The 11,597-nt window shown below is 53.0% G+C and carries 14 protein-coding genes and 1 pseudogene; 8 read left to right on the plus strand and 7 right to left on the minus strand.

Features of this window, described 5'->3' with window-relative positions:
* The 6 genes and pseudogenes from PPL9_RS01045 to PPL9_RS01070 all read left to right on the plus strand — a co-directional run.
* Positions 1-297: pseudogene (locus tag PPL9_RS01045) on the plus strand (hypothetical protein); the annotation flags it as partial.
* 118 nt (positions 298-415) lie between these two features.
* The gene (locus tag PPL9_RS01050) at positions 416-757 is read left to right on the plus strand and encodes a RebB family R body protein (protein WP_057460906.1); all 342 of its coding nucleotides are present in this window, start codon (positions 416-418) and stop codon (positions 755-757) included.
* Between the two features lie 203 nt (positions 758-960).
* Positions 961-1,257: a RebB family R body protein gene (locus tag PPL9_RS01055; RefSeq protein ID WP_057460918.1), complete on the plus strand. Its 297-nt coding sequence runs from the start codon at positions 961-963 to the stop codon at positions 1,255-1,257.
* A gap of 159 nt (positions 1,258-1,416) precedes the next feature.
* Positions 1,417-1,737, plus strand: coding sequence for a RebB family R body protein (locus PPL9_RS01060; RefSeq protein ID WP_057460907.1), 321 nt, complete (start codon positions 1,417-1,419; stop codon positions 1,735-1,737).
* 237 nt (positions 1,738-1,974) lie between these two features.
* On the plus strand, positions 1,975-2,298 hold the full coding sequence (locus PPL9_RS01065; protein WP_057460908.1) for a RebB family R body protein: 324 nt from the start codon (positions 1,975-1,977) through the stop codon (positions 2,296-2,298).
* A gap of 151 nt (positions 2,299-2,449) precedes the next feature.
* Positions 2,450-3,268, plus strand: coding sequence for a rhodanese-related sulfurtransferase (locus tag PPL9_RS01070; RefSeq protein ID WP_057460909.1), 819 nt, complete (start codon positions 2,450-2,452; stop codon positions 3,266-3,268).
* A gap of 543 nt (positions 3,269-3,811) precedes the next feature.
* On the opposite strand, the gene PPL9_RS01075 is transcribed toward PPL9_RS01070, so the two are convergent.
* Together PPL9_RS01075 and PPL9_RS01080 are read right to left on the minus strand one after the other, a co-directional pair.
* Positions 3,812-4,687: an SMP-30/gluconolactonase/LRE family protein gene (locus PPL9_RS01075; protein ID WP_057460910.1), complete on the minus strand. Its 876-nt coding sequence runs from the start codon at positions 4,685-4,687 to the stop codon at positions 3,812-3,814.
* 125 nt (positions 4,688-4,812) lie between these two features.
* Positions 4,813-5,280, minus strand: a complete 468-nt coding sequence (locus PPL9_RS01080; protein ID WP_057460911.1) for an Lrp/AsnC family transcriptional regulator — start codon at positions 5,278-5,280, stop codon at positions 4,813-4,815.
* 156 nt (positions 5,281-5,436) lie between these two features.
* On the opposite strand from PPL9_RS01080, the gene ald reads away from it, so the two are divergent.
* Both ald and PPL9_RS01090 read left to right on the plus strand, forming a co-directional pair.
* Positions 5,437-6,570 carry an alanine dehydrogenase gene (gene ald / locus PPL9_RS01085; protein ID WP_057460912.1) on the plus strand — a complete coding sequence of 378 codons (1,134 nt, stop codon included), beginning with the start codon at positions 5,437-5,439 and terminating at the stop codon, positions 6,568-6,570.
* Positions 6,571-6,739: 169 nt separating this feature from the next.
* The gene (locus PPL9_RS01090; RefSeq protein ID WP_057460913.1) at positions 6,740-7,687 is read left to right on the plus strand and encodes a hypothetical protein; all 948 of its coding nucleotides are present in this window, start codon (positions 6,740-6,742) and stop codon (positions 7,685-7,687) included.
* A 12-nt stretch (positions 7,688-7,699) separates the two neighbouring features.
* Here the strand turns inward: PPL9_RS01090 and PPL9_RS01095 are convergent, their stop codons facing one another.
* The 5 genes from PPL9_RS01095 to PPL9_RS01115 form a co-directional block, all read right to left on the minus strand.
* Positions 7,700-7,963 (minus strand): glycine zipper domain-containing protein, encoded by a 264-nt coding sequence (locus PPL9_RS01095; RefSeq protein WP_057460919.1) that lies wholly within the window; start codon positions 7,961-7,963, stop codon positions 7,700-7,702.
* Positions 7,964-8,158: 195 nt separating this feature from the next.
* Positions 8,159-8,434 (minus strand): glycine zipper domain-containing protein, encoded by a 276-nt coding sequence (locus tag PPL9_RS01100; RefSeq protein ID WP_057460914.1) that lies wholly within the window; start codon positions 8,432-8,434, stop codon positions 8,159-8,161.
* 117 nt (positions 8,435-8,551) lie between these two features.
* On the minus strand, positions 8,552-10,195 hold the full coding sequence (gene pgi, locus PPL9_RS01105) for a glucose-6-phosphate isomerase (protein WP_057460915.1): 1,644 nt from the start codon (positions 10,193-10,195) through the stop codon (positions 8,552-8,554).
* Between the two features lie 231 nt (positions 10,196-10,426).
* Positions 10,427-11,068, minus strand: coding sequence for a bifunctional 4-hydroxy-2-oxoglutarate aldolase/2-dehydro-3-deoxy-phosphogluconate aldolase (gene eda, locus PPL9_RS01110; protein WP_057460916.1), 642 nt, complete (start codon positions 11,066-11,068; stop codon positions 10,427-10,429).
* On the minus strand, positions 11,068-11,597 hold a 530-nt coding region (locus PPL9_RS01115), incomplete at its 5' end, for a dihydroxy-acid dehydratase (RefSeq protein ID WP_200962054.1). The genes eda and PPL9_RS01115, both read right to left, overlap by 1 nt.

Genomic DNA, 11,597 nt, shown 5'->3' on the forward strand with positions numbered 1-11,597 from the left:
GGGGATGAGGAGGAGCCGCAATCACCACCAACGCCGCCGCCCGCACAGCCGCAAATGGTGCCTGGGCAAAGTGGGCCGCAAGCTGGCCCCGGCATGGCGCAGTTTCCGGGCTCTGGCCTGCCCGGTCCCGGCGGGGTGCCCAATCAGGAAGCGATGGCGGTACAGGCTGCTGAAGCCATGCGGGACTTTCTGAAGAAGGAAATCAAATCGGAGCTTTCAAGGCAGATTGCGCCACTCAATGAGAAGCTCTCCGAGCTTTTGATCAGTTATCTGCAACAGAGATCTCGCGATAGATGAGTGATGTGTGAACCAATTCTTACGAAGGGCACTGGCTCTTAGGAAAGAGTTCACAAATAGAGAGGAGCGGCGTCAATAGTCTGTAAATGGCAATAATAACAAGCATATTGGAGAAAAAATGCCAAAGACTATTGAGGAACAATGTGGCGCAGCAAAACCCTCCGATGGCGGAACTGTTGATGCTGACGTGATTGCAATTCTTGGGGTGGCTCCTGCGTTCGCGCTGGCGCTGACCTTCCTGACAGCGGCGCAATCGACAGGGGTGCTTTTTGAGAATTCCGTCTCGAATGCACAGCGCCAGAACATCATTGCGCAGACCGCTTTGAATCAGGGAATTTTGCATACTTATTCTGTTGGTTCCATGGCTGCTGCAAACAGCATTTCACATATGGACCCGAAGGAAGCCGAGCAGGTGAACGAGAGTTTGCTCGGAACATTGTGTCGGTACATTTCGCGTTAAGTCGGGGTGTTTGGTCAGTCTGCAACGGCCATTGAGTTTTCTAAATAATTGAGAGTTTGCCTCTGGTCAGTGCAGTGCTTGCGCTTGATCAGAGGTGAAGCAGGGCTGCGTTTTTACTGAACTGCTCATGAGTTCGGTTGATCAGGTGGGAGTGATTTATGGCGGATCTACCGGGGATTGGCCCCGTAATACCAGAGGGCGGCATGGTGACGGATGCTGTCACGCAATCCAATGTAACGGTGCTTGGGCAAGCGCCTGCAATTGCGATGGGAAATCTCTATGCATCCCTTGCACATTCAACGGGCATTTTGTTGCAGAACTCAGTCGCATCCGCGTCTCAATCTACCATTCTTGCACAGGCGACGACCAACATGGGCGTCATGCAAATCTATTCCGCGAATACAACGGCCGGGGCATCGGCCACAGAAAAAGTTGCTCAGGCTGGGACAGCTGACCAACTCAGCACGCTGCTGACTACCTTGCGTAGTTTCAACCCATAACCGGAACTTTCGAGCTTCGCTTTCTGGTGCAAAGGCCAGAGCGATGAGAATGGTTCTGATGCATCCTTTAAGTTGTAGTAGCGCGTACTCCTTTGGAGCCAGTTCAAGGAAATGCAGAACCGGATTTTGACCAGAACTGTATGAAAGAGGACTATTAGAATGCCAACAACTGTTAGCCCTATGATCACTGACGCGGTTACCCAGTCCAACGTAAAGGTCGTGGGTGAAGCCCCTGCGATGGCAATGGGCAGTGTCTTTCAGACAATGGCACATTCCACCGGAATTCTCTTTGAGAACTATGTTTCTGCCGCTCAGCAGCAGAACATTCTTTCTCAGGCAGCAGCTAACCAGGGAGTCATGCAGATTTACTCCATGGATACGATGGCTGGTGCTGGTGCTACCGAAAAAGTTGCTCAAAGCGGCACACCAGACCAGTTGAACACGCTGCTGACAATCATGCGCGTTTTCAACCCAACCTAACGGGTTTAGGCGTCGCCCTCCGGCGGCGTTGGTTCAACTTGCAGTTAATGGTGTCCGGTTGGTTTTCAGGTGGGCATGCCCCTGGTGGTTCTCTGTGAAATCACCGGACACGACTTCTCTCATTCATGGCAGTTCATATTCTGCTGAACTGCTTTTGTTTCTGTCTCCCGCGTATCGGTATTCGAAAGGCGGTTTCGTCTCTTCGAAAGATATGCTGCATTTTTAAGGATGACGACTATGCCGGATACGGTAAATCCAATGATTACTGATGCCGTCACACAAACCAATGTGAAGGTTGTTGGTGAAGCACCCGCCATGGCTATGGGTTCGCTTTTCCAGACGATGGCGCACTCAACCGGTATTCTCTTTGAGAATAACGTGGCTGCTTCTCAGCAGCAGAACATTCTGGCTCAGGCTGCAACCAACCAGGGCGTTATGCAGATCTACTCCATGGATACCATGGCAGCTGCTGGTGCTACGGAAAAGGTTGCTCAGTCTGGCACGCCGGATCAGCTTCAGACGCTTCTTACCATTATGGAAACCTTCCGCCCGGGCCGGTAAATGGACCTGTGACGACCTCTCGTGCGAGTTACATTTCAACCTTCCCTGCTTCGGCAGGGGAGGTTTGCAGTTTTGGTATGGTCTCTTTTGCTGACAGACCCGATGGAAATGGGTATAGGTACTGCTACGAATAAGCCCACAAAGGCAAAGAATGACACATACGCTAACCCCCATTTTGGTCTGTGCGCTCTACAAGTTTGTTGAGTTTGCGGACTTTGAAGACATGCGCGAACCTCTGCTTGACTACTGCAAAAGCCGAGGTATTCGCGGCAGTCTTCTTATTGCTCGTGAGGGCATTAACGGAACTATTGCTGGTGAAGAACCGCAGATGCGGGACGTGATTGCTTACTTGCGCAAAGACCCGCGTTTTCATGACATCATCGTCAAGGAAAGCTGGGCGAAGCAAGTTCCATTCAAGCGCATGAAGGTGCGTTTGAAACAGGCGATCGTGAATATGGGTGTGAACCATATTGATCCGAATGATCTTGTCGGCACCTATGTGAAGCCAGAGGACTGGAATGCGCTGATCTCTGATCCGGATACGGTCGTGATTGATACGCGCAATGACTATGAGTTTGCTCTGGGCACGTTTGAAGGTGCATTGGACCCTGACACGGAGACCTTTAATGAGTTTCCTGAGTGGGTCAAACGCAATGACAATGCTCTGCGCGCCAAGAAGAAGGTTGCCATGTTCTGCACCGGTGGTATCCGCTGCGAGCGGGCTACCGGCTTGATGCTGGAGCAGGGCTATGATGAGGTTTACCACCTTGAGGGCGGTATTCTGAACTATCTGGAAAATGTGCCAGAGGATGAGAGCCTCTGGAAAGGCGAGTGCTTTGTGTTTGATGACCGCGTGTCTGTTGACCACAAGCTTGATGCCGGCTGGGGGAAGAACCTGCCGGAGAAAACCAAGAAGGTTCTCGCGCCCTACCAGATTGACGACAAGCCTTCTGAGGCTGGTGAAAGCTGAAGCAGAGTTGATTGAGGGGCGGTTTGACTGCCCCTTATTTTTGCTTGGATCCGGAAAATCTTATCCCCGTTCGCTCAGGCTAGCTTATTGTTGATCTCATGTTCACGTAAACGGGCAGCTGGCGGAGCGACCGTCAGTGCAGCGTGAGCTGGGCGGGGCTACCGGGAGACATAACGCATCCTCCGGCGGGTCCGTTGAAACACCCCTTGAAAGTCTTTAGTGCAGGGACCAAGCGGAAGCTGGTCACCCGATGGGCGTCTACACTGGCAGGCGTTTAGCTATCACTGATACTCACACTTGCCTCTGGCTGGTGTGCTTGTTGCTGATGGTGCCTGCTCCCAATGCCTTTCGGTGGAGACCTTGTTTCATACAAAAACGCCCGGGCGAGGCGAGCAGCCAATGCCGAAGAAACTAATTTACTCACAATGCGCAGGCACTGCCTGCTCGCCTTGCTCACCCCGTATCCGGGGCCCAAACGACAACACCGCCGGATATGAGCCAGCGGTGCTAAATCTGTTTGTTTTTCAGGAGGCAGGGCAGAGCTTATCCGAAACGACAGGTTGGCAGGCCTTTGTGCTCCACATCCATTGCAAAGAGACCGCCTGATTTTGGGAACTCCTTGAGAAGCTCGTCATCTCCATGCGGGCGCAGGCTTGCCACGACCAGTGTGCCCAGGTTTGGACCTGCAAAGCACGGGATGGTCGGGCGTGGGACTGGCATGGCGATGGACTGCAGCAGCTGTCCATCCGGATCAAAGCAGTTGACGTTGCCCGCTGAGACGCCTGCGGACCAGTAGTTGCCATCGGTGTCTGTTGTTGCGCCGTCGGGTCTGCCCACTGTGTTGTCCAGCTGCAGGAACTTGCGCTGGTTGGTGACTGCACCGAAGTCGCGGTCGAAATCATAGGCGAAGACTTCACCGGAGCCGGTGTCAGAGTGGTACATGGTCTTGTTGTCCGGAGACCATGCCAAGCCGTTGGAGGTTCTGATTTCAGTGGCGATCTGCGTGACGTTGCCATCTGGCGTGACGCGATAGAGGCTGGCGATAGGGGTTCTTGGGCTGATGTCGTCCATGGTACCCACCCAGAATGCGCCGTCAGGTCCGACCTTACCGTCGTTCAGACGGGTGCGTGGATTATCCGGCTCAATCTTTGCGATGACCTCGTACATTTTGGTGCCTGTATCGAACAGGATGATTTCGTCTTTCATCGCCACGATGAGGCGACCGTCTTTACAAAGGCCGAAGGAGCCGACGACTTTCGGGAAGTCCCATGTGGTGACTTCTTTGCTATCCCAATGCATTGCATGGATCTGTTTTCCTAGGATGTCACAGAAGAACAGGTGTTTTGTCAGTTCATCCCAGAGGAGACCTTCGGCCAGCTCGTAGCGACCGTCCAGCAAGCAAGTGATAATTGGGGTCAAAGTCGTGCTCCATACTCATGCAGCCCGGGAGAGCTGCAGCAATATACAATTGAGCGTTGTTATAGAGAGGTTTGGCAGAAGCGTCGAGTATGCCTGTGAGAAAACCGCAAGGTTTCCGAGGTGAATTAGCTCTCGGAAATTGGCAGAGCGCTGCCTTGTTTGGTGGAGCGGATCGCGAACGAGGAGCGCATGCGCACAACGCCGGGAAGGCGGGTGAGGTGGTCACGGTGGATGCGCTCAAAATCAACCGGATCATCGGCCATCACACGCAGGATGTAATCCGCATCGCCGCCCATGAGGTGGCACTCCATAATCTCGGTGGAGCGATCAACGGCTTTCTCGAATGTTGAAAGGGCTTCCTCTGACTGAGACCCGAGTGAGATCTCGACAAAGACACTCATGCGCTTGCCCAGCTTTTTCGGATTGAGCAGTGCGACGTACTTCTCGATGACGCCTTCACCCTCCAGAGTCCGGACACGACGCAAGCAGGCAGAGGCGGACAGGCCCACATGATCTGCGAGATCAGAATTGGAGATACGGCCATTGTCCTGCAGCGCACGGAGGATCTTTTTATCAAGCTTGTCGAGTTTCATAGCTTTGCCGTTTTCGCAGATTATTGTGTCTGAACGATGTTTATTCGTAGATGTTTGCTAAAATGTACCGTGTCGTGCGCACATTGCAAGCATCTGCAGTTGAGATTTCCATAAGCTATGTAGAAACACAAAGCCGAAGCTGATTGGGAGATTGTGATGCTTGTTGGTGTTCCTAAGGAAATAAAAAATCACGAATATCGCGTTGGTCTGACGCCAGACAGCGTGCGTGAAGTTGTTGCTCATGGCCACGACGTGGTTGTTGAAACCAATGCCGGTGTTGGCATTGGCGCGAGCGATGCTGACTATATTGCAGCTGGCGCATCCATCCTGCCGACTGCTGCAGACGTCTTCGCGAAAGCAGAAATGATTGTGAAGGTGAAAGAACCTCAGGCTGTTGAGCGCAAGATGCTCCGTCCTGACCACTTGCTGTTCACCTACCTGCACCTGGCTCCGGATCCAGAGCAGACTGCTGACCTTGTCGCCTCCGGCGCGGTTTGCATCGCTTATGAAACAGTAACTGACGAAAAAGGCCGTCTTCCACTGCTGGCGCCTATGTCTCAGGTTGCTGGTCGTCTTTCCATTCAGGCTGGTGCAACTGCACTGCAGAAAGCCAATGGCGGCGCTGGCGTTCTGCTTGGCGGTGTACCGGGTGTTGCTCCTGCGAAAACCGTTGTGATTGGCGGCGGTGTTGTTGGCGCCCACGCAATTGAAATGGCAATCGGCCTTGGTTCCGATGTTACCGTTCTGGACAGAAACGTTGATGTTCTCGACGCTCTTTCTGCTCGCTTCGGTTCCCGCTTGAAGACAGTGTTCTCCAACCGTGCCGCGCTTGAGAAAGAAGTTCTGGCTGCTGATCTGGTTGTTGGTGCTGTTCTGGTGGCTGGTGCTGCTGCGCCGAAACTGGTGACTAAAGAGCACATCAAGGCGATGAAGCCGGGTTCTGTTGTGGTTGACGTTGCTATCGACCAGGGTGGTTGTTTTGAAACCTCCCGTGCAACAACGCACCAGGATCCAACCTACATCGTGGATGAAGTGGTTCACTACTGCGTGGCAAACATGCCGGGCGCTGTGGCTCGCACCTCCACTTACGCGCTGAACAATGCGACCTTGCCATACGTTCTGGCACTGGCTGACAAAGGCTACGCAGCTGCTCTTCGCGACATCCCGGGCTTCTTGCCGGGTCTGAACGTTTATAAAGGTCAGGTCACTGTTGCTGAAGTTGCTGAAAACCTGGGCTACACTTACGTAGCTCCGGAAGCTGCTCTGGTTCAGGAAACTGAAGCAGCCTGAGAGTCTAAGCGGACTTAGAGATGTGAAGCGGGGGCCATTGGCTCCCGTTTTGCGTTGGTAAAGGTTCTGTTTACCCTGTCACCGGTTTGCTGCGGCGTTAATGAGTTTGCAGGTGCGGTTTCGATATACTGGTCAAAATTTACTAGTATTTTTCGGGTTAGGCGGCGTCATGTATCATGATTTGGAATTGGTTCTTCAGCATGATTTGATTGTTGAATGGAAAGAGCATTACAAAGAGGTGTTCGGCAAGCACATGCTCCTGCTGAACAACCGCCTGCATGAGCTGCCTGTGTTTCTGCCAGAAAACCTAGCGCGGTTGATTGAGACCACTCCCTCTGAGCACTATGATTTTGTTCGTCCCGGTGCCATTGGCACCAAGAAGTCCCAGTGGCTACAAGGCAGTATTGAAGGCGCCAAAGGCGAGGATGTGCTTCGTGCTGTAGAAGAAGGACGTTTCTGGCTTTCTCTTCGTGCACTTCAGGACTGGGATGAAGGCTTTCGGCAGGTCACATCGAAGATATTTGATGAGCTTGAGGTGAAGGTTCCAGGCTTTGAGACCTTCAAGCACAAGACCGGGATGTTGATTTCTTCCCCCGGTGCCCAAGTGTACTATCATGCAGATGTACCCGGACAATCCTTATGGCAGGTGAAGGGCCATAAGGACGTTTATATTTATGAGAATACCGCGCCGTTTCTTTCTGATGAGCAGTTGGAAGGTATCTTCCTTGGAACGACCGAAGAAGAGATCCGCTTTGAGCCTTGGTATGATGAGTTCGCTACAAAGGTGACGCTGAGCCCGGGTGAGATGGCGCACTGGCCGCTCAACAACCCGCATCGGGTTGAGAACCATGATGAGGTGAACATCTCGGTGACCACTGAGCACTTCACCACTGAGATCAGGGATTTTTATGCGATCATCTATGCCAATGGTTTGCTGCGTAGAGCAGGGATCTCTGGCAATCGGCACAGCGTTGGTGCGATGAAATACGCCAAGATGGCTTTGGCGGCTGCGCATAAGATCATCTACAAGAAGATGGTGCAGCAGAGTGCGGGTGCCAAAAGCCCGCGCAGCTTCAAGCTGGACATGGCAGCGCCGGACTTTATGGCTGATCTGTAGAGAGGATTGCTGTCAGCAACGGTAGTAGTATGGGCGGCCATAGGTGTCGTAGCCGACACAGCGGCGCGGAGTGGTGGCTGCACCAATCAACCCGCCTGCAACGGCACCGATACCAGCACCGGCAAAGGCGGCGCCAACATCTCCGGTTGCCGCTCCAATCGCAGCGCCGGTGGCTGCACCAAGACCTCCGCCAACGAGGACGCGGTCTGTTCGGTTATACTCACTGCAAGCACCGAGTGTGAGCAGGGTGGCTGTTATGATTATTGCTTTTCTCACGATCCTACCCATGGTCTGATTGTTTGAAACCCACGGTAGTACCTGATCTGTTGCAGATGAGTGAATGCAGCTTACGAGATGGCAAGGTGGTTAAGTTGAAGCTGTTTGCCTTTTGAGAGTTGTAGGTATGTAACGCAAAAAGGCCCCGCGGTTGCAGGGCCTTTGGAATGGTGTAACCAAGTCTTTTTGCGAGGCTTATGGGCACTTTACGCGGTAAGGGCGACCGTACTGATCATAGGCAGTGCAGTTTTTCGGAGTTGTCACATTGCCAACAATGCCACCAGCTACACCGCCGATTGCTGCACCAGCGACAGCGGACCCCACACCACCGCCTGTGGCAGCGCCGATGGCTGCACCAGTCGCAGCACCAAGGCCACCGCCGATGAGAGTACGGTCCGTGCTTGAAGATGTGTTACAGCCAGCAAGGGCAAGCAATGCAACACTTACACCAGCAAGAGCAATTTTTTTCATTTTTTCCAGTCTCCTTTTGCTGCCAATCCCAATTTGACCGGACCCCGATACCTCCTGGCAGCTCTAACTTTGTGAGGTCGAGCTAACAAAAAGAACATGGTTAAAGTTTGTTAAAAATTAGAGGCTCCTCGCCTTCTTTAGATATTTTAACAAGCCTTGGGTCGAACTGTCTTTGTTTGCTGCAGATTGGCTGCCTTCAACCATTGGCAACAGCTGTGTCGCGAGTTCTTTTCCAAGTTCAACACCCCACTGGTCGTAGGAGTTGATGTTCCAAATCGCTCCTTCAACAAAGACGCGATGTTCATAAGACGCGATCAGCCTACCCAGCGTGAATGGATCGAGACGATCATAGAGGAGGGTGGTTGAAGGCCGGTTACCCGGGAAGACCTTTTGTGGAGCTAGTTTGGCAATCTCTTCTTCAGATTTTCCATCTTTACGAAACTTGTCTTCAACCTCTTCCAGAGAACGGCCACGGAGCAGGGCTTCACTCTGGGCAAGGCAGTTTGCCAGAAGGAGATTGTGATGGGTTTGCAGGTCTTCTTCGTGGCTGTTGGCAGCAACCAAAAACTCGCAAGGAATGATGCTCGTGCCCTGATGGATGAGCTGGTAGAACGCATGCTGGCCATTGGTGCCAGGCTCACCCCAAACGATTGGACCGGTCTGGGTTTCAACCGTTGTGCCATCTTTGGTGACGCTTTTGCCGTTGGATTCCATATCCAGCTGTTGCAGGTAGGCAGGGAAGCGGGCAAGGCGCTGATCATATGGCAGAACTGCGCGGGTGTCGTAACCCAGCACGTTGCGATGCCAGACACCGACGAGGCCCATCAGGAACGGGATATTGTCTTCAATCGGGGTGGTGCGGAAGTGATTGTCCATTGCATGGGCGCCGCCGAGGAAATCGGAGAATGCATCCGGACCAATAGCGATCATGAGCGGGAGGCCGATCGCGGACCAGATGGAGTAACGTCCGCCGACCCAGTCCCAGAAGCCAAAGACACGCTCTTGCGAGATGCCAAAGGCCGCGACCTTTTCCAGTGCGGTGGAGACAGCTGCAAAGTGTGCTCCGACAGCTTCTTCGCCGTTGTGTTTGGCGATCCAACGACGGGCTGTTGCCGCGTTGGTCATGGTCTCAATAGTGGTGAAAGTCTTGCTGGCGATGATGAAGAGGGTCTTCGCCGGATTCAGGTTTTCCAAAGTGTCGGCAATGTGTGCGCCGTCTACGTTGGAGACGTAATGCAGGTTCGGGCCATCATGATATGGGGCCAGAGCCAGAGTTGTCATCACCGGACCAAGGTCAGAGCCACCAATGCCGATGTTGACGACGTCTGTGATTTTCTCGCCGGAATGACCTGTGATTTCGCCAGAGCGGATGCCTTCTGCAAAGTCGCCCATGTTGACGAGAACTTCGTTGATGCCAGGCATAACGTCTTTGCCGTCCACCAGTACCGGGTTCTCGGACTGGTTGCGCAGGGCGGTGTGCAGCACAGCGCGGTCTTCAGTGGTGTTGATGTGCTCACCTGCGAACATGGCATCGCGTTTTGCTTCAACATTGGCAGCGCGTGCGAGTTCGAGCAGGAGCTCCAGGGTTTCATCAGTCAGCTTGTTCTTGGAGAAATCGTAGAGTAGGTCGTCAGAAGAACGAGAGAACTTATCAAAACGAGAAGGATCTGCAGCGAAGAGATCGGTAATCTTAGTGGAATGAATGGCCTGAGCGTGTTCATCAAGGCGCTTAAAGATATCTTTTGGATTAGCTGTCGGCATCGAGGCCTCCATTTATTCTTGTAATAGCTTCTGGCTGGCAGCGAGTGTCGCGCCTTGCCAATTTACCGTAAAGCAGCTTGCTCGTTTTTCGGGACGTGCAAACTGCTTCAAAGTTTTGTTTTTATGCGTCTTCTTACCCGGAAATATGTCATGCTTTTTAAGAGCATGACAGGTCCTTGATGTAAGGCTCCGGGTAAGAAATTCAATGCAATCAATCGTGATGGTTTGCGATTAAACAGTCAATGCAGCTGCTTCGCGAGCCCGCTTTTCAATGCCTGCCCAGTCTTCAGATTCAATTGCTTTTGCGTCTGCGATCCAGGACCCACCAACGCAAAGGACGTTAGGCAGAGCAAGGAAATCACGTGCGTTGCCAAGGTTGATACCACCAGTTGGGCAGAATTTAGCCGCAGCCAGAGGAGAAGACAGACCTTTCAACATCGGAGTGCCGCCGGCTGGAACTGCTGGGAAGAACTTGAGACGCTCATAGCCTGCTTCCAGCAGCTTCATCACTTCAGACGGAGTGCATGTGCCCGGAAGTAAAGGAGTTTGCTGGAAATCTTCAGCAGCTGCGATCAGATTGTCTGTTGCGCCCGGAGAAACGACGAATGTTGACCCTGCTTTGACGGAGGCTTCGTACTGCTGATGGGTGAGAACGGTACCGGCACCAACCAGAGCGCCTTCCACGTTGTCAGCGACTGCCTTGATGCAGTCCAGAGCGTTTGGAGTGCGCAGTGTGATCTCGATGCCCGGGATGCCGCCATCCACGAGAGCCTGTGCCATTGGAACTGCTTTTTTGGGGTCATCGACAATGAGAACTGCGATCACCGGGGCGGCGGTCATGATTGCTTCTACGCGCTCGATATTTTGAGCCATTACACTGTCTCCATTGCGCTGATTGTGTCAGCATTCCGTTGGGTTTTGTTTGTCTGTTCCAGATTGAAGAGGCGAGCGCCGGTATCGGCTGAGCTCACGTTTGCTCTGAAACTTGCGAATAATTCTCTTCCGGTTCCACTCTGGTAAGCTTGTAGGTCTGCAGGTGCGGCAGGCCTTTGCGCAAACTCATCTGCAGGAACAAGCAGCTCCAGCGTACCGCTTACTGCATCAAGACGCAGCAAGTCACCGTCCCTTACCTTTGCAATTGGTCCACCATCCATCGCCTCGGGAGTAACATGAATTGCAGCTGGGATCTTGCCACTGGCGCCGGACATCCGGCCATCTGTTACAAGTGCGACTTTATACCCTCGGTTCTGCACAACGCTAAGAGGTGGCGTCAGTTTATGGGCTTCTGGCATGCCGCAGGCTTGCGGCCCGACGTAACGGAGCACAACAATCACATCTTTGTTGAGTTCGCCAGCTTTGAAGGCAGCTTCGACATCTTCTTGCGTATGGAAGACCTGAGCTG

The organism is Pseudovibrio sp. POLY-S9, from assembly GCF_001431305.1.
Classification (GTDB): Bacteria; Pseudomonadota; Alphaproteobacteria; order Rhizobiales; family Stappiaceae; genus Pseudovibrio.

What these genes read in the sequence shown, in the direction of transcription:
- PPL9_RS01050 (WP_057460906.1), top strand. Translation starts at nt 416, where the DNA reads ATGCCAAAGACTATTGAGGAACAATGTGGCGCAGCAAAACCCTCCGAT.
- PPL9_RS01055 (WP_057460918.1), top strand. Translation starts at nt 961, where the DNA reads ATGGTGACGGATGCTGTCACGCAATCCAATGTAACGGTGCTTGGGCAA.
- PPL9_RS01060 (WP_057460907.1), top strand. Translation starts at nt 1,417, where the DNA reads ATGCCAACAACTGTTAGCCCTATGATCACTGACGCGGTTACCCAGTCC.
- PPL9_RS01065 (WP_057460908.1), top strand. Translation starts at nt 1,975, where the DNA reads ATGCCGGATACGGTAAATCCAATGATTACTGATGCCGTCACACAAACC.
- PPL9_RS01070 (WP_057460909.1), top strand. Translation starts at nt 2,450, where the DNA reads ATGACACATACGCTAACCCCCATTTTGGTCTGTGCGCTCTACAAGTTT.
- PPL9_RS01080 (WP_057460911.1), bottom strand. Translation starts at nt 5,280, where the DNA reads ATGAAACTCGACAAGCTTGATAAAAAGATCCTCCGTGCGCTGCAGGAC.
- ald (WP_057460912.1), top strand. Translation starts at nt 5,437, where the DNA reads ATGCTTGTTGGTGTTCCTAAGGAAATAAAAAATCACGAATATCGCGTT.
- PPL9_RS01090 (WP_057460913.1), top strand. Translation starts at nt 6,740, where the DNA reads ATGTATCATGATTTGGAATTGGTTCTTCAGCATGATTTGATTGTTGAA.
- PPL9_RS01100 (WP_057460914.1), bottom strand. Translation starts at nt 8,434, where the DNA reads ATGAAAAAAATTGCTCTTGCTGGTGTAAGTGTTGCATTGCTTGCCCTT.
- pgi (WP_057460915.1), bottom strand. Translation starts at nt 10,195, where the DNA reads ATGCCGACAGCTAATCCAAAAGATATCTTTAAGCGCCTTGATGAACAC.
- eda (WP_057460916.1), bottom strand. Translation starts at nt 11,068, where the DNA reads ATGGCTCAAAATATCGAGCGCGTAGAAGCAATCATGACCGCCGCCCCG.